Origin of the sequence: Myceligenerans salitolerans (assembly GCF_017349295.1) — a bacterium.
In the GTDB taxonomy this organism is placed as follows: Bacteria; Actinomycetota; Actinomycetes; order Actinomycetales; family Cellulomonadaceae; genus Myceligenerans; species Myceligenerans salitolerans.
This window is the reverse complement of record NZ_JAFMPK010000041.1, coordinates 33,962-50,796: the sequence shown is the minus strand read 5'-3', so window position 1 is coordinate 50,796 and position 16,835 is coordinate 33,962. Positions and strand designations below refer to the sequence as shown.

The 16,835-nt window shown below is 72.7% G+C and carries 15 protein-coding genes; 8 read left to right on the top strand and 7 right to left on the bottom strand.

The window, feature by feature from the left end; translation table 11 throughout:
* The first annotated feature begins 127 nt into the window (after positions 1-127).
* Complete coding sequence (locus J0911_RS10245) at positions 128-1,408, top strand: aspartate aminotransferase type Ic (protein ID WP_207275366.1); 1,281 nt, start codon at positions 128-130, stop codon at positions 1,406-1,408.
* On the opposite strand, the gene rocD is transcribed toward J0911_RS10245, so the two are convergent.
* From rocD to J0911_RS10230, 3 genes are read right to left on the bottom strand one after another with little or no spacing between them, the layout of a single operon-like run.
* A complete protein-coding gene (gene rocD, locus J0911_RS10240) occupies positions 1,362-2,690 on the bottom strand; it encodes an ornithine--oxo-acid transaminase (RefSeq protein WP_207275365.1) in 1,329 nt (442 codons plus the stop codon). The two genes, J0911_RS10245 and rocD, sit on opposite strands and share 47 nt — an antisense overlap.
* 43 nt (positions 2,691-2,733) lie before the next feature.
* Positions 2,734-3,627 (bottom strand): hypothetical protein, encoded by an 894-nt coding sequence (locus J0911_RS10235; protein ID WP_242636555.1) that lies wholly within the window; start codon positions 3,625-3,627, stop codon positions 2,734-2,736.
* A 49-nt stretch (positions 3,628-3,676) separates the two neighbouring features.
* Positions 3,677-4,150, bottom strand: a complete 474-nt coding sequence (locus tag J0911_RS10230) for an OsmC family protein (RefSeq protein WP_207275364.1) — start codon at positions 4,148-4,150, stop codon at positions 3,677-3,679.
* A gap of 126 nt (positions 4,151-4,276) precedes the next feature.
* Here J0911_RS10230 and J0911_RS10225 point away from each other — a divergent pair, with 126 nt between their 5' ends.
* From J0911_RS10225 to J0911_RS20755, 5 genes are all read left to right on the top strand, one after another.
* Positions 4,277-4,882: a hypothetical protein gene (locus J0911_RS10225; protein ID WP_207275363.1), complete on the top strand. Its 606-nt coding sequence runs from the start codon at positions 4,277-4,279 to the stop codon at positions 4,880-4,882.
* 44 nt (positions 4,883-4,926) lie between these two features.
* Positions 4,927-5,757 (top strand): TrmH family RNA methyltransferase, encoded by an 831-nt coding sequence (locus J0911_RS10220; protein WP_307865014.1) that lies wholly within the window; start codon positions 4,927-4,929, stop codon positions 5,755-5,757.
* Between the two features lie 179 nt (positions 5,758-5,936).
* On the top strand, positions 5,937-6,740 hold the full coding sequence (locus tag J0911_RS10215) for a thymidylate synthase (RefSeq protein WP_207275362.1): 804 nt from the start codon (positions 5,937-5,939) through the stop codon (positions 6,738-6,740).
* A 2-nt stretch (positions 6,741-6,742) separates the two neighbouring features.
* On the top strand, positions 6,743-7,318 hold the full coding sequence (locus tag J0911_RS10210; RefSeq protein ID WP_207275361.1) for a dihydrofolate reductase: 576 nt from the start codon (positions 6,743-6,745) through the stop codon (positions 7,316-7,318).
* Positions 7,319-7,358: 40 nt separating this feature from the next.
* Entirely contained in the window at positions 7,359-7,493 is a 135-nt protein-coding gene (locus J0911_RS20755; RefSeq protein WP_278186782.1) for a hypothetical protein, read from the top strand.
* On the opposite strand, the gene J0911_RS10205 is transcribed toward J0911_RS20755, so the two are convergent.
* The 3 genes from J0911_RS10205 to J0911_RS10195 all read right to left on the bottom strand — a co-directional run bounded on the left by J0911_RS10205 (position 7,477) and on the right by J0911_RS10195 (position 12,183).
* Positions 7,477-9,015: a serine hydrolase domain-containing protein gene (locus J0911_RS10205; protein WP_207275360.1), complete on the bottom strand. Its 1,539-nt coding sequence runs from the start codon at positions 9,013-9,015 to the stop codon at positions 7,477-7,479. The genes J0911_RS20755 and J0911_RS10205 overlap by 17 nt on opposite strands.
* A gap of 168 nt (positions 9,016-9,183) precedes the next feature.
* Entirely contained in the window at positions 9,184-10,413 is a 1,230-nt protein-coding gene (locus tag J0911_RS10200) for an MFS transporter (protein WP_307865013.1), read from the bottom strand.
* Between the two features lie 354 nt (positions 10,414-10,767).
* Positions 10,768-12,183 (bottom strand): ROK family transcriptional regulator, encoded by a 1,416-nt coding sequence (locus J0911_RS10195; protein WP_307865012.1) that lies wholly within the window; start codon positions 12,181-12,183, stop codon positions 10,768-10,770.
* A 114-nt stretch (positions 12,184-12,297) separates the two neighbouring features.
* Here J0911_RS10195 and xylA point away from each other — a divergent pair, with 114 nt between their 5' ends.
* Together xylA and J0911_RS10185 are read left to right on the top strand one after the other, a co-directional pair.
* Positions 12,298-13,455: a xylose isomerase gene (gene xylA, locus J0911_RS10190; protein WP_307865011.1), complete on the top strand. Its 1,158-nt coding sequence runs from the start codon at positions 12,298-12,300 to the stop codon at positions 13,453-13,455.
* Positions 13,456-13,647: 192 nt separating this feature from the next.
* Positions 13,648-15,174, top strand: a complete 1,527-nt coding sequence (locus tag J0911_RS10185) for a xylulokinase (RefSeq protein ID WP_207275358.1) — start codon at positions 13,648-13,650, stop codon at positions 15,172-15,174.
* A gap of 95 nt (positions 15,175-15,269) precedes the next feature.
* Here J0911_RS10185 and J0911_RS21085 read toward each other — a convergent pair whose 3' ends face one another.
* Positions 15,270-16,757, bottom strand: a complete 1,488-nt coding sequence (locus tag J0911_RS21085; protein WP_207275357.1) for a helix-turn-helix domain-containing protein — start codon at positions 16,755-16,757, stop codon at positions 15,270-15,272.
* Between the last annotated feature and the right edge of the window lie 78 nt (positions 16,758-16,835).

The following is a 16,835-nucleotide window of genomic DNA, read 5'->3' as shown; positions in this document are numbered from 1 at the left end:
AGGAGGGGCGGTGTGGGTGTTTCACGGTGAAGGGCGAAGCGGAGGGTGAGGGCCGAGGTACGAGGCGCTCGCCCGGAGCGCGAGATCGTGATGTCGTTTTCGGCCTTGCGCGCGTAGGGTTCCTGGGGTGACCACTACGACGTCGTCCCCGAACGCCGCCGCGCTCACCGCGGCCCTTCCCGAGCTGCGTGAGGCCTACGCGGCTCTCCAGGCCAAGGGCCTGAAGCTCGATCTCACGCGAGGCAAGCCGTCCGCCGAGCAGCTCGACCTGTCGGATCGGATGCTGGCGCTGCCGGGGGACCGCTCTCGTGACCGTGCGGGCACGGACGTGCGCAACTACGGCGGGCTCGACGGGCTGCCCGAGCTGCGCGAGATGTTCGCGGAACTGCTGGACGTCCCGGTCGAGCAGCTGCTGGCCGGTGGCAACGCCTCGCTGACGATGATGTACGACACCGTCGTGTGGGCGATGCTGTTCGGTTTCCCGGAGTCACCCGCACCGTGGTCGCGCGAGGAGAAGGTGCGCTGGATCTGCGCGGTCCCGGGGTACGACCGTCACTTCGCCGTGTGCGAGGAACTCGGCATCGAGATGATCACCGTCCCGATGACCGAGCACGGGCCGGACGCCGCGGCGGTGGCGGCACTCGTCGCGGACGATCCGACGATCAAGGGCATGTGGGTGGTGCCCACCTACGCGAACCCCGACGGTTCCGTGGTGTCCGACGACGTGGCGCGGGCCCTGGTCGAGATGCCGGCCGCCGCGCCGGACTTCCGCATCCTCTGGGACAACGCCTACGCCCTGCACCACCTGACCGGCACCGAGACACGCACCGCCCCCGCGGTCCGGCTCGCGGCCGCCGCCGGCAACCCGGACCGCGTCATCATGTTCGCCTCGACCTCCAAGATCACGTGGGCGGGCGCCGGCGTCGCGTTCCTCGCCTCGTCGCCGTCGAACGTCGCCTGGTACAAGAAGCACCTGGCGAAGGCGTCGATCGGGCCGGACAAGGTGAACCACCTGCGGCACGCGATGTTCTTCGGTTCCGCGGACGGCGTGCGGGAGCACATGCGCAGGCACCGGCAGATCCTCGCGCCCAAGTTCGAGGCCGTCACCGCGATCCTGGCGGACCGGCTCGGCGCCTACGGGGTGGGTGAGTGGACCGACCCGCGGGGCGGCTACTTCGTGTCGCTCGACGTGCTGCCGGGCACGGCTTCCCGCGTCGTGACGCTGGCGAAGGAGGCCGGGATCGCGCTGACCCCTGCCGGAGCCACGTTCCCGTACGGGAAGGACCCGGAGGACAAGAACATCCGGCTGGCACCCTCCATGCCGCCGCTGGACGAGGTGACGGCGGCCATGGACGGCGTGGCTACGTGCGTGCTGCTGGCGGCTGCTGAGGCGCTCGCCGGGGAGTGACCGCCGCGGTGTCCGGTTCCGCCACCGGCGTGGTGTCCGGTTCCGCCAGCGCGCGGAGGGACAGCTCGAGGATCTCCATCGCGTGGTCGAGTTCGGGGCGCGCGATGGAGAGCGGCGGGGAGAGGCGGATCGTGTTGCCGCGGGTCTCGTAGGTGAGGACGCCGCGCTCCAGGAGTTCCTCCGACAGTGCTCGCGCGGGGTGATCCAGTCCTGGATTCCGGGCCGGATCGAGGTCGAGTCCCGCCCAGAGCCCCGCCGCGCGGAACCCTGCCAGCAGCCCGTCGTCCGTGAGGCGCTGGAGGTGTTCGCGGAGCTCGGTTCCCAGCTGGACGGCCCGGGCCTGGTACTGGCCGGGTGCCAGGAGGTCCAGGACGGCGATGGCGACGGCGCATGCCAGCGGATTGCCGCCGAACGTCGAGCCGTGCGTACCCGGCGTGAGTGTCGCCAGCACGTCCCGCCGTCCGACCACCGCGGACACCGGAACGATGCCACCGCCCAGGGAGTTGCCGAGGACGGCGAGGTCGGGTGTGGTGTCCCACAGCTCGCACGCCAGGACGTGCCCGGTGCGTCCGAGCCCGGACTGGATCTCGTCGGCGACGAGGACGACGTCGTGCTCGTCGGCGAGCTCGCGCAGGCGGGGCCAGAAGTCCTCCGGTGGCACGACGACGCCCGCCTCGCCCTGCACGGGTTCCATGAGGATCGCGACCGTCGCGTCGTCGAGCGCGCCGGCCACGGCGTCGGCGTCCCCGAACGGGACGGTGCGGAATCCGGGGGTGAACGGCCCGAAGCGGTCGCGGGCGACCGGGTTGTCGGACAGCCCGGCGAGCGTCGTGGTGCGGCCGTGGGAGTTGCCGGAGGCGACGACGATGTTCGCCTCGTCCTCGGCGATGCCCTTCGTGTCGTAGCCCCGTTTGCGGACGGCCTTGATGGCGGTCTCGACGGCTTCGGCGCCCGTGTTCATCGGCACGACGAGGCTTTCCGGGCCGCCGGTCGTGAGCGGTCCGACGACGTCGGCCGTGCGGCGGGCGAACGGTTCGAGCAGTTCGTGCCCCACCGCGCGCGAGGTCAGTGTCAGATGCTTGAGCTGGCCGATCGCGGCCGAGACCAGCGCCTGGTGGAGGTGGCCGAAGTTCAGCGCCGAGTACCCGGCGAGGAAGTCGAGGTAGGCGTCGCCGTCCACGTCCCAGACGTAGACCCCCTGCGCCCGTGCGACCGTGAGGGGGAGCGGGCCGTAGTTCGGGGCGAGCGCCGACCCCTCGACCGTGTCACGCGGTTCTGCCATGGGACGAGGGTAATGACGTGGGCCGGGACTTCGCCTGCGGACGTCACTCCTCCGTCGGCGCCTGCTCGAGCTCGCCGCGCTTCCTGCCCCTGAGCCCGAAGCGCACCGGCCCGCCGATCCGCCTCGACCCGGGTTTCCTGGCCGGCTTCGCGGACGGATCCTCGATCAACCGCGGGAAGTGGTCCGGCGGCGGGCCGAACGCGATCCGGGACTGGGAGATCACCGTGTGGCCCAGGGCACGTGCCCCGAACCAGCCGACCACCGCACCGATCCCGAAGGGCAGGATCCGGCCGACCAGGAGGCTGCCCTGCTTGGCGAGTTGGCGCTGCACGAACTTGTGGGTGAGAGCCTTGTTGACCCGCGTCAGGGTGGTGCGGGGCATGCTGGTGAGCAGCACCTTGCCCCAGGCCACGCCCGATCCGCCGACCGCGTTCTCCACGTCCTGCGCGCCCTTGTCTCCCAGGACCGTCGCCAGCAGCAGGGCACGGCGGCGCGGCACGTCCTCGGTGGCGATGCCGTGCACGTCCGCGACGGCCAGGGAGAAGGCGGCCGACGACGCGAAGAACGTGGCGACGTCGCTCGTGGACAGTGCGGCGCTCGTCGCGGTGCCGACGGCGGGGATGGCGGCCGCGGCGCCCACGGCACCGCCCGTGGTCTCGATGACCCGCAGGTACTCCTTCTCCAGCAGTGTGATGATCTCCGCCGGGGAGGCGTGCGGGTTGCGGGCACGGAGCTTGTCGACGTGCCGGTGGATCGCCGCCGAGGGGATCGTCACGGCCTTGTCGATCAACTGGTCGAGCGGACTGCTGGGCTTGTAGTTCACCCAGTCCGCCGGCGTGACCTCGATCGAGTTGTCCGGCTTGAGCACCTCGCTGCCGGGAGGGCCGGCGTCCCCGGCGCTCCGGTCGCGGTGCGTCTGCTGCTCGTCCTTGGCCATGCGATCCTCTCGGCAGGTGGTCGGGAACGTGCGGGTCCCGGCTCGGGACTCAGCCCTGCTCGGCGGGCGGGGCGAACTGGGCGGGCGGCACCTCGGCGCCCGCCTTGAGCGTGCGGCCCACGGTGCAGGCCTTGTCGATCGCGCGCTGGGCGATCGTCACCAGCTTGTCGCGGTCCGTCTGGTCGAGCCAGCTCAGGTCCACCTCGAACTTTTCCGTGAGGGTCGGGTAGCGGTCCTCCGCCATGTCCTTCGGGTCCTCCACGCGGATCGTCACCGCGTAGTCGTCCCCGAGGCGGCGCGCGAACGCGCGGTCGCTGCTCATCCCGGCGCACGCGGCGAGTGCGATCTTCAGGAGCTCGCCCGGTGTGAAGACGGCGCCTGCCTCCACCGGCCCCACCTCGACCCGGGCGCCGCGCGCCGAGAAGCCGGTGTAGGTGCGCACGCCGTTCCGCTCGACCCACAGGGCGTCGGTGGGAGACGGGGTGACGGGGGCGTCGGTGGTCTGATCGATCGTCTCGCTCATGGGTCTGATCCTTCCATCTGTGTCGGACATCGCGCGGAGATGTTCGGCGAACCCGGGCACCGGCGCGACGCGCCTCCCGTGCAACGTGACGTGCGGCCGTCGCGTTCCCGGTCGATGATCACTCGTATGGGTGACGCGGAGAGGACCGCAGGAGGCACGGGTGGCCAGGAGGACGCCGTGCCCGACGGCGCCGCCGGGGCGCCGCCGTCGGGCAACGCCTGGCTGGACGGGCGAGGCTGGGTGAAGCGGCTGATCGTGGCGGTCGTGCTGGTCGTCGCCGTGTGGCTGCTCTACGGGTTCCTCGCGGCGTTCCTGCCACGCTGGTGGGCGCAGACGATCGGCAACGCCGTGGACGGCTCGTTCGCCGCGGGATCGTGGTGGGGCTTCCTGGTGGGCGCCGTCTTCACGGCCGCGCCGGTCGTCCTCCTGGCCCTCGCCGCCTGGCCGGGCCGGCGGGCGACGTCGGTCCGGGTCACGCTCGTCGTGCTCGCGGTCCTGTGTGCCGCACCCAACCTCCTGACCGTGTCCGTGGTGCTGGGATCGTCGAGCGCCGCTCATGCGGGCGAACGGATCATGGACGTCGACGCGCCGGCGTTCCGCGGCGGGTCCCTGGCGGGCGCGGTGATCGGAGGCGTGCTGGCACTCGTCCTGACCGGGCTCGTCGCCTGGTTCAGGCTCCGTGGCCGCCGCCTGCGGGAGCTGCAGGCCCGGGGTGACGCCCGCACGACGTGACCCGCGACGCCCGCCGGCGCGAGCTCAGCGGCGACAATGCGTCTGTGGCAGTCATTCGGATCACCTCACGCAACGCCCGGTTCCAGATGTTGCAGGCACTGTTGACCAACCGCACCAAGCGACATCGGACCGGCGAGTTCCTCGTGCAGGGCGTCCGGCCCCTCTCGATGGCGATCCGGTTCGGGTGGGAGATCCGTGCGCTGGTGTACGACGCCGACCGGTCCCTCTCGTCGTGGGCGCACGACGTCCTCCGGACGGCCCGGTCCGCCCAGCAGATCGCGATGTCGGGCGAGCTGCTCGCCGAGCTGAGCGAGAAGGGCGACGGCAGCGCGGAACTGCTCGGCGTCGTCGCGATGCGGCCGGACGATCTGGACCGCATCCCGGTGGAGCCGGACCTCCTCGCAGTGGTCTTCGACCGGCCCACGCAGCCCGGGAACGTCGGCTCGATCATCCGGTCCGCCGACGCGTTCGGGGCGCACGGCGTCATCACGACCGGCCACGCCGCGGACGCCTACGACCCGAAGTCCGTGCGGGCGTCGACCGGCTCGTTCTTCGCCACGCCCGTCGTCCGGGCGGGCTCGCCGCGGGACGTGGGCGCCTGGATCGAGGGTCGGCGCACGGCCGGCGTGCCCGTGACCGTGGTCGCCACGGACGAGCGCGGGGACGACGTCGCGTCCGGGTTCGACCTGACGCAGCCGGTGCTCCTGCTGATCGGCAACGAGACCACCGGCCTCTCGAACGCGTGGCGCGAGCTCGCCGACGTGACCGTCAGCATCCCGATGGCGGGATCCGCCAGCTCCCTGAACGCGGCCAACGCCGCCTCCGTGATGCTGTACGAGGCACACCGCCAGCGGCTGTCCCGCCGTACCGCGTGACACCACCGCGGCCTCGCCCGGGCACACCGCGGCCTCGCCCGGGCACACCGCGGCCTCGCCCGGGCACGGCGTGGGCGCGGCACCGGTCCAGGACCGCCCCGCCGGAGACGGCACCCGACGGCGGAGACCCGCCCGTGACCCGCGTGACGGGCGCCGGGAAGCGCCGTAGGGTTGGCGCCGTGACCACGATCCCCACTCCCTACGAGGACCTGCTCCGTGACGTGCTCGCCACCGGCACACGCAAGAGCGACCGCACGGGGACCGGGACGCGAAGCGTCTTCGGGCGACAGCTCCGGTACGACCTCGCACAGGGTTTTCCCCTGATCACCACCAAGAAGGTGCACCTCAAGTCCGTGGTGTACGAGCTCCTGTGGTTCCTTCGCGGCGAGTCGAACGTGGGGTGGCTGCGCAAGCACGGCGTCACGATCTGGGACGAGTGGGCCGACGAGTTCGGCGAACTCGGTCCCGTCTACGGCGTGCAATGGCGCTCGTGGCCGACGCCCTCGGGAGAGCAGCTCGACCAGATCGCCCGAGTGATCGGCCGGCTTCGCACCGACCCCGACTCACGCCGCCACCTCGTCACCGCCTGGAACCCGGCCGACGTCGACGACATGGCGCTGCCACCGTGCCACACCATGTTCCAGTTCTACGTCGCCGACGGAAAACTCAGCTGCCAGCTGTACCAGCGCTCGGCGGACCTGTTCCTCGGCGTCCCCTTCAACATCGCGTCCTACGCCCTCCTCACCCACATGATCGCGGCGCAGACGGGCCTCGCCGCGGGGGACTTCGTCTGGACGGGCGGCGACTGCCACATCTACGAGAACCACATCGAGCAGGTCACCACCCAGCTCACCCGTGACCCCTACCCGTACCCCACGCTCCGCCTCGCACCCCGCGAGTCGATCGACGACTACGAGTACGAGGACGTCGAGGTCGTGGACTACGTCTCCCACCCGGGCATCAAGGCCCCGGTCGCGGTCTGACCATGATCGGGCTCATCTGGGCACAGGCCCGCGACGCCGCCGGACGCCCCGTCATCGGCGCCGCCGGCGCCATCCCGTGGTACGTCCCCGAGGACTTCACGCACTTCAAGGCCACGACCTCCGGACACCCCGTCGTGATGGGCCGCCTCACCTGGGAGTCCCTCCCGAAGCGACCCCTGCCCCGCCGCACCAACGTGGTGATCAGCAGCCTCGGTGCCGTGATCGGCATGGGGACCATACCCACACAGGGCGAGGGAGCGACCACCCCACGGACGGCGGTCGAGGTGGCGGGTTCGCTCGAGGAGGCACTGGCGCTCGCGGCCGACGCCCCCGGCGGGGACGAGATCTGGCTCATGGGCGGCTCGCGTGTCTACGCGGAGGCGATGAGGATCGCCCGGCGGCTGGAGATCACCGAGGTGGACCTGGAGGTCGAGGGCGACACGTTCGCGCCGCCGATCGACGGCGCGACCTGGCGTGCGGAGCGCATCGGCGAGTGGCTGACGTCGTCGGGCCCGGACGAGCTCCGCTACCGCCACATCCGGTACACACGTCAGGCCGACAGGGACGGGCGTGGATAGGCGCCCGGTCCCGCACACGACCCATGAGCCGGACGGACCCGTGCTCGGGACCACCTCCTGGGCTCCGGACCTCCTGCGCTATGCGGCCGGTGCCGCCCTCGGCGGTGTGCTGTGCCGGGCGGCCGCCGCACGCACCGACGCCGCGGTGGCCCGCGCCGTCACGGACAGGGCGTGAGACCTCTCGCCGGGACCCGGACGGGAACGTACGCGGCGTGAAACGTCCAGGACGGGTCCACCGACTCGCCGTAGGCCGCGGCCTGGACGGCCACCGTGCCGTCCGGCGACCGGGCGAGACGGAGCCGCCAGGTCGCCAGGTCGTCGCCGTGGATCGCGCAGCGGAGGTCCAGGATCCCTACTTCCGGCCGGCCCGCCGTGACGACCGCGGGCTTCCCGCCGATCCGGGTCGCCACCGGCCGGCCGAACCGGAACTCGATCTCCCACCCCGGTGCGTCGCCCTCGGACCCGGCGCTGCCGTCCCCGGTGCCGCGTGGCAGACGGTCGCCGTCCCGGGTCGGGGAAGCCCCGTGCCTGGCTCCGCGTGCGAAGGCGCGCACGCGACCGCCGTCGTCGTCCGTCGTCACGCACAGCTCGGCCGGTCCCGGACCGTCCGCGACGTTCCGGTGGACCCCGTCGAGCGGCGGCGAGAGGGCGGAGGCGTCATGACGCGGCGCCGGCCACTCGAGGCCGACGACGGCGCCGGGCGCGCCAGGGGGTGAAGCCGCGCGGTCGCCTGTGCGCGCCCCGGTCTCGTCGGTCTCCTCGGCGAGAGGGGCCACCAGGAGGTCCATGACGTCGTCCAGCAGACGGTGGTCACCGTTCCCGCAGGCCTGGGCGTCGGCGGTGACGACGACGGCGAGGCTGCGCACCGGATCGCCGTACACGATCTGTCCGCCGAGGCCGAACATCAGCCAGCCACCCGCGGGCGGGAGCCACAACTGGTAGCCGTAGCCGCCTCGCAGGGTCCGGCCCCAGGTCAGCTGGGTCGTGTCGGCCTGGCGCCGGGTGGCGTCGCGCAGGTAGTCGGCCGGGATCACGGGGACGCCGGTACCGAGCAGGAGATGAGCGAGGCGCAGCAGGTCACGCGGGGTGCAGATGAGCCCCGAACCGCCGTGGGCGATCCCCTCCGGACCGGTGAGGAAGCGCAGGCCGGCGTCGGCGCCGATCGGGTCGAGGAGGCGCGGCCGCAGGTAGTCCGCGAGCGAGGCGCCAGCGAGGCGCTCCACGAGAGCCGACAGGGTGTACGTGGCGGAGGTGTCGTAGGTGAACAGCGTGCCGGGCGGATGCGTGGGCGGCACCCGGAAGTACGACGTCAGCCAGCCGGCCGAGGCCGGCTCGTACGTCGTGGCCCGGTGCGGTCCCCGCATGGCCAGCAGGTGCCGGATCGTCGTGGCCTCGAGCCAGGGATGCACGGGCGCCATCTCGGGGAAGTGCCTGATGACCGGGTCGTCGAGGTCCAGCACCCCCTCGGCGGCCAGAAGCCCGACGGCCAGGCCCGTCACCGTCTTCGACACCGAGTACATGCGCTGCGGCACGTGCGGACCGAGCGGCGCGCTCGCGGCGCTCACGACGAGTTCGCCGCCGACGCTCACCTCGACCGTGTGCAGGGCGATGTCGAGGCGGGCCGCCCGTCGCGCGAGCCGGACGACGGCCTCGGCGGCGGTGCCGGCCGGCAGCGGTCGGCCGGTGTGGAGCTCCATCGGCCGCGATCCTACCGGTCGCCCGTGCCGGGCGGTCTCGGCCCGCAGGCTGGAACGACGTCGAACCGTCACGTCCGCACGCGGATCCGGCCCGCCCGTGGCGACGCTCGGCCGCCCGCGGCGATGTTCCCCGGCCCGCGGCGACGGGGGGGACGACGACTGCTCCGGTCAGTCCGACTCCGCGTGGGCGATGTGGCCCAGGGCGCGCCAGATCAGCGCGAGCGTGATCCCGGCGCCCACGAACCCGAACCAGAACGGTGCCGTCAGTCCCCAGTGCTCGGCGATCACTCCGCCCAGGGCGTTGCCGAGCAGGATGCCGCCGAAGACCGACACCATGTTGAGCGAGCCCACGCGCCCCTGCAGTTCCATCGGCGTGGCCCGTTGCCGTACGGCGTTCGAGATGGCGCCCCAGAGGAACGAGTAGGCGCCGAACGCGAACATCGCGGCGAAGGCGCCCCACTCGGTGGTGTTGACGGCGAGAACCAGGTGCCAGAGCACCTCGCAGCTCAGCACCACCCGCATGATCGTGGCGAAGGGAAACCGCCGCTGGAGCTTGTCGAACACGGCGGTGCTGAGCAGGCCGCCGAGGGCCATCGCCGTCGTCAGCAGGCCGAACTCGAGCTGGCTCATGCCCAGGTGCTCCGTCGCGTAGAGCACGAGGACACCGATCGGCGCGGCGTAGGTGATGTTGAACGTGAGGATCGTGAGCATCAGGGTGCGCACGGCCGGGGTGCGCCACACCCAGCGGAGGCCGTCGGCGATGTCCTGGCGGATGTGCGTGCTGATGTCGCCCCGCACGGGGCCGCGGGGCGTGACCACCTGGGCGATGAGCACGATGGCCAGAGAGACCGCCACCGCCTGGACGAGGAAGGGCCACACCATTCCGGCGGCGAACAGGAACGCACCCAGCGGCGGACCCGCGAGCTGGTTCGCCGTGAGGAAGCCCGCCTGCAGCCGGGCGTGGCCGATCGCCAGGTCCTTCTTGGGCACGAGCATCGGCATGAGGGTCTGGCTCGTGGTGTCGGCGAACACCTCGGCGACGCCGAGGGCGAGCATCACAGCCAGCACGATGGTGATGTTCACGGTATCGGTGACGATGAAGGCACCGAGCGCGGCGATCACGAGGACCCGCAGCGCGTCCGCCACGATCACCAGTCGGCGGCGGTCCACCCGGTCGGCGATCGCTCCGGCCCAGAGCCCGAACAGCAGCCACGGCAGCTTGTTGAGCAGCGCCGCGAGGGCCACGAGGAAGGGGGAACTCGTCTGCGATGCCACGAGGAGCGGCCCGGCGGCCATCGCGATCCCGTCGCCGATGTTGCTCACCCAGGAAGAACCGACGAGCCACCTGAACGACCGTCCCATACGTTCTGGGAAGACGGCCTCGACGAACTTGGTCACGAGGTCGGGATTCTATGGGGAAACTGCGAAGACAAGCAGCTTTTTTCCCCGCGGAGGGATGGCTCTGAGCAGCGCAACCGCCGGGGATACCGGCTGCGGCGCGGCCACCGCTCGAGTGTTTGCGCAGGTGGCGAACGAACATGGACGAGCGTCCAAAGTTGTGTTGACGCACGCCCCGATCGGGTGCAGACTTCTGGGCAGACGGTGCGCATCGCCCGCCCCCTGCGCGGTGCGCACCGTCATACCCCATCGGGCTCCGGCCCGATCGTGACGCCCCTTCGGACCCCCTGCCGGAGGGGCGTCACGCGTATCCGGACCCCGGCCGCGGAGCCCTCGCGCCCCCGAGGGCGCTCGTCAGGTCCAGGCCGCCGGATCGGCGAGGACTCCGCGCAGCACCTCGCGGGCGCCTCCGGTGAGTGCCGCCTGCGGGCCCGCCTGGGCCGCACGCACCTCCAGCTCCACGAACGGCGCCGCGAGCACTCTTTCGGCCAGGACCGTCTCGACCTCCGGCCGCAGCCACGGCAGGAGCTCGGTGTAGATGCCGCCGAGCACGACGGTGTGCACGTCGACCAGGTTCACGAAGTCGGCGAGCGCGGACCCCAGGGCGCTCCCGGCCCGCCGTACGGCAGCCCTGGCAGCGTGCCGGGCCGACGGGTCGGGGGAGGGGCCCGTGGCTCCGTCGGCCGCTGTGTCCGGCCCGGCCTCCGCTCCGGGTCCGCGAGCCGCTCGCGAGCCGCTCTCCGCGCTCGGGCCGGTCGGGCCGCCCTCCGCGGCACCCTGGCCCGGCGTGCCGCCCTCGGCGGTCCCCGGGCCCGGTATGCCGCCCTCCGCGGTTCCCGGGTCCGGCGTGCCGAGCAGGACGAGGAGGTCGCCGAGCGGTGCGTCGGCAGGCAGTCCCGCGGCACGGGCCAGTGCCTCCTTGCCGGCGAACTGCTCGAGGCAGCCGCGCGCCCCGCAGGAACAGCGCGGCCCGGCCGGGTCGACGACGACGTGTCCCACCTCGCCGTTCCAGCCGCGTTCGCCGAGGAACAGCTCGCGGCCGACGACGACCGCCGCCCCGATGCCGACGTCGCCGGAGACGTACAGGAACGAGTCGGGTACGAGAGCTCCCGGCGGACCGTTCTGGGGGCCGCCGCCGGTGAGGCCGGGGCCCGCCAGCTCGGCGAGCGCCGCGAGCTTCGCCTCGTTGGCGATCTCCACGGGCAGGCCGGGGACGTCGAGCAGGGGCGCGGGCTCCACGGACGACCAGCCGAGGTTGGGGGCGACGTCGAGGACGCCGGCGCGGGCGTCGACCAGACCGGGCAGCGCCAGGCGGGCGCCGGCCAGGCGCATGTCCCCGTGCCGGACGTCCTGGGCGATGCCGCGTGCGATCCGGCCCAGCTCGCCGAGGACCTCGCCGGGGTCGCTGTCGTGGAAGGCGCCCGGCAGCACGCGTTCGGCCACCACGGTGCCCGTGAGGTCGATCGCTCGGGCGCCGAGGTAGTCGACGTTCACCTCGAGTCCGAGGCCGAGGACGGATCGACCGGCGGGCACGAGCGGTACGGCGGGCCGGCCGGCGCGGCCGTCGGCGACGGCGGGAAGCTCGCGCAGCAGGCGTGCACCGACGAGCTGGTCGATCAGGGTCGAGACGGTGGCGCGCGTGAGGCCGGTCGCCGCGGCGACGGCCGCGCGGGACGGTGGCTCCGGCGCCTCGAAGACGGCTCGTGCCACGAGTTCGAGGTTGCGCTCGCGCAAGGTGTGTTGCCTGGAGGCCGCCGTCGTCGTGGTCACGCCTTGACTGTAGCGGAGTGTTCGGTAGATAGTTCATCCGTACAACAAATGGGCCCGCGATGTCGCAGGGGCGCACCGTCCTGCGCGTGGGCCGACCTCGACGAGGAGATCCCCGTGAGCGACATCAAGTACTCCTTCGGCCTCTGGACCATCGGCTGGAACGCTCAGGACCCGTTCGGTTCCGCCACCCGCCCGGACCTCGACCCGGCGGAGTCCATCCGCAAGCTCGCCGACCTCGGCGCGTGGGGCTTCACGTTCCACGACAACGACGTGTTCCCGTTCGACGCCGACGAGTCGGCCCGGCAGGCGCACATCGACTCGGTGAAGAAGGCCGCCGAGGAGAGCGGCCTGGTCTGCGAGATGGTCACCACCAACACCTTCACGCACCCCGTCTTCAAGGACGGCGCGTTCACCTCGAACAACCGGCAGGTCCGCCGTTTCGGCCTGCGCAAGGTACTGCGCAACGTCGATCTGGCCGCCGAGATGGGCGCCTCGACCTTCGTCATGTGGGGTGGCCGCGAGGGCACCGAGTACGACAACTCGAAGGACCTGGTCTCGGCCCACGCACGCTACGCGGAGGGCATCGACACGGTCGCCGCCTACATCAAGTCCCAGGGTTACGACCTGAGGATCGCGCTGGAGCCCAAGCCGAACGAGCCGCGCGGCGACATCTTCGCGCCCACCATCGGTCACGCCATCGCGCTGATCGACACGCTCGACAACGGTGACATCGTGGGCCTCAACCCGGAGACCGGGCACGAGCAGATGGCGGGCCTGAACTACACGCACGGCCTCGCGCTCGCGCTGTACTGCGGCAAGCTGTTCCACATCGACCTGAACGGCCAGCACGGGCCGAAGTACGACCAGGACCTGGTGTTCGGCCACGGTGACCTGCTCTCGGCGTTCTTCACGGTCGACCTGCTGGAGAACGGTGCGCCGAACGGCGGCCCGCGCTACGAGGGACCGCGCCACTTCGACTACAAGCCGTCGCGTACCGAGCACCTCGACGGTGTGTGGGAGTCGGCCAAGGCGAACATGGCCACCTACGACATGCTCGCGGCCAAGGCCGCGGCGTACCGGGCCGATTCCGAGGTGCAGGCCGCCTTCGAGCACGCCGGCATCCTCGAGCTCGGCGAGTCCACGCTGGCCGCGGGCGAGACCATCGAGCAGTTCCTCGCCTCGGACGAGACGTACGACGTCGACGCGCTGGCGGAGCGCGACTACGGACTGGTCCGCCTCCACCAGCTCGCCCTGAAGCACCTCATCGGCTGACGCCGGCGAGGCCACGCGGCGGGCCGGTCCCGTCGCCGGGCTTCACGTGCGGCCGGGCAAGCACCTGCCCGGCCGCACGGCGACGCACGGCGGGGCTCCCCGGGCAGCCGCATACCCTCGGACCACGAGGGCGGCCTCGCGCCCGTCCCTCTGCCCCGCACAGCGCACCCACCGCGAAACCCTGGAGCACCGATGCCCCTCGTCGCCGGCGTGGACACGTCCACGCAGTCCTGCAAGATCGTCGTCCGTGACGCCGCCACCGGGGAACTGGTCCGGTCCGGCTCCGCCAAGCACCCCGACGGCACCGAGGTCCACCCCGACCACTGGTGGACCGCGTTCACCCGGGCCGCCGAGGCCGCAGGGGGCCTCGCCGACGTGGCCGCGATCGCCGTCGGCGGCCAGCAGCACGGCATGGTCGTGCTCGACACCGAGGGCCGCGTGATCCGCGACGCGCTCCTGTGGAACGACACCCGTTCCGCCGGTGCCGCGGAGTCGCTGATCACCGAGCTGGGTGACGGTGATCGCGCCGCAGGGGCGCAGCGGTGGGCCGACGCCGTCGGGTCGGTGCTGGTCGCGTCCCTCACCGTGACGAAGCTCCGCTGGCTGCACGACAGCGAGCCCGAGAACGCCGCGAAGGTCGCCGCCGTCGCGCTCCCGCACGACTGGCTGTCGTGGCGCATCGCCGGCTACGGTCCGGCGGGCGACCCGAGCGCTCCGCTCGGCCCGGACCTGAACGCGCTGTTCACAGACCGGTCCGACGCGTCCGGCACGGGCTACTACGACGCCCAGGGCGCGGACGGCGCCGGGGAGTACCGGCCGGACCTGCTCCGCATGGCCCTCGGGCGGGACGACGTCGTCCTGCCCCGTGTGCTGGGCCCTGCCGAGTCCGGCGGCGTCGCGCACCCTTCGGTGGCAGGCGCCGACGTCGACGGCGGTGCCCTCATCGGCCCGGGGGCCGGTGACAACGCCGGTGCGGCGCTGGGCGCGGGCATGACGCCCGGTGACGTCGCGATCTCGATCGGCACGTCGGGTGTCGTGTCCGCGGTGGCGCCGCGGCGTACCGCCGACGGATCGGGAGCGATCAACGGCTTCGCCGACGCGACGGGCAACGCCCTGATGCTCGCGGTCACCCTCAACGCGGCGCGCGTGCTGGACGCCGCCCGCGAGGTGCTCGGCGCCGACTTCGACGAGCTCGCGTCGCTCGCGCTGCGGGCACCGGCAGGCTCCGACGGTCTGGTTCTCGTCCCGTACCTGGAGGGGGAGCGCACACCGAACCGGCCCGACGCCACCGGAACACTGCACGGCATCCGCCTGGCGACCTCGACCCGTCCGCACCTCGCGCGCGCCTACGTCGAGGGCATGCTGTGCGGGCTGGCGGACGGCCTCGACGCCCTGCGGGCGCAGGGCGTGCCCGTCGAGCGGGTCATGCTCATCGGTGGCGCGGCCCAGTCGCCGGCCGTCCAGGAGATCGCCCCGCAGGTCTTCGGCCTGCCAATCGCCGTGCCGGAGCCCGGCGAGTACGTCGCCGACGGCGCCGCCCGCCAGGCGGCATGGGTGCTCGCGACGGCGGAGAAGGCGGGCTCGGAGCCGACGACGGACGCGGGTGCGACCGCCGTTCCCGAGCCGCCCGCCTGGTCGGCGACGATCGCGACCACGCTGGCGGCGGATCCCCGCCCCGTCATCCGCGAGCAGTACGCCAGGGTCCGCGACCTGGTCTGAGCGACGAGAGCCGCGAACCGCCCGTATGCGGGCGTCGGCCGGTGCCGACCGCCCGGGAACAAGGGGTTCGCGGCTCCCGCGGCCCGGAGGAGACCTCAGGTCCGGACGACCGGGATCGAACCGGTGGCCTCGAAGTTCTTGAGGTGCTTGCGGACGGTGCTCTCGGCCACCTTCAGCTGCTTCGCGATGGACCTGACCGTCACACCCTGGGCGAAGAGGTCGATGATGCGGTTCACCGTGGCCTCGTCGAGTCGCGAGCCGGGCTGCCGCTCGGTGGGTGTGGCGCTCCGGCCGGACCCCGCGCGGCGGCCGGCCTCGTCCGCCCGTGGAGCCGGCGCGGAGGACCGCACCTCCGTGCGGCGGTCGTCGCGTGCTGCCGGACGACGCCGTTCGACGGGCTCGGTCTGGGCCGCGACGGTGGCGACGGGGATCGCGCCGGTCGGAGGCCGCACGGGCACGGGAGCGTGCGGCGCCGGCGCGCCGATCGGGCGCACCCCGGCCGCGTGCGGAGCCGCTCCGGTCAGCGCGGCCACGGACGCGGCGGCACGTGCGCCGGGAAGCCGCCGTCGTTCGCCCGCCTCACCGGACACGGCCGCCGCGGTCAGCGGGTCCGGGCCGGTGCCCGGGCGGTCGGCGAACTCAGGACGCTGGGCAGGCGTCCACTCACCCTCGATGGCCTGGCTCTCCGTCGTCTCGACGGCCGTGATCCGCGTTCCACCGGGTTCCGCGGGCGCGATCCTCGGGACGTCGCCGGCAGGGGCGATCCTCGTCGCGTTCCCGGCCGTGCGGCCCGGCAGGGCGGACCTGGTGGCCCCGAGCTCGGCGACGACGGCGTCGGTCGCTCGGCGCTCGTACTCCGGCGCGCTCGGCTCGCCCTCGCCCCCGAGCACGCCGGCGAGCCGCCGCCGGTCGTCGGCGTGCAGGCGGGCGACGTCGGCCGTGCCGTCGCCGACGGCGGAGAGGGCCTCGGCCCAGGCCGCCACCTGCGCGCGCATCTCGGTGGGAGGGACGGTGCGCAACGCGATCGACCGGGCACGACGCCGCGCTCCCTCGGCGCGCATCAACCGCCGGCGGGACGACCGCGATCCGTCGAGCAGGCTCTGCGCCCGGAACAGGTCCTCCGTGGTCAGGAAGAGCGCGTGCATCCGCCGTGCCTGACGCATGCCGGACCAGGACATCCCGGTGGCGAGGTGGCGGTCCCCGATGAGAGCCAGGTGCCACATCAGGGCGGCCAGCAGCGGGACGAGAAACCGGAAGATGGCCGCGCCCAGGGGGTGCCCGATGAAGACCTCGTGCCAGGCGGCGAACGCCCCCGACGCGGACGACAGCGCCCACGTCAGGGTGAGCAGCGTGCCGCCCGGACGGTTGTCCTTGGCCGCCTCTCGGGCCAGGAGGGCCACCGTCACCAGGGAGAGCTCGAAGACACCGGCGGTGGCGTACGCCGTGGCGGGGTCCATCGCCAGCACGTCGATGCCGAACTGCACCATCGCCAGATAGGCGGAACCCGTGGAGACCAGTGCGACGGAAACGGCGGCAGTCAGCACCAGTTTGCGTGAGCGGAGCTGCTGCGGGGTGGGGGGCACTGGACTCTCCTCGGAAGCTGGGGGTGCGGGGCGCGTGCGGCAGCAAGATATCGGACTTGTATGACATTCCGTTTTCGC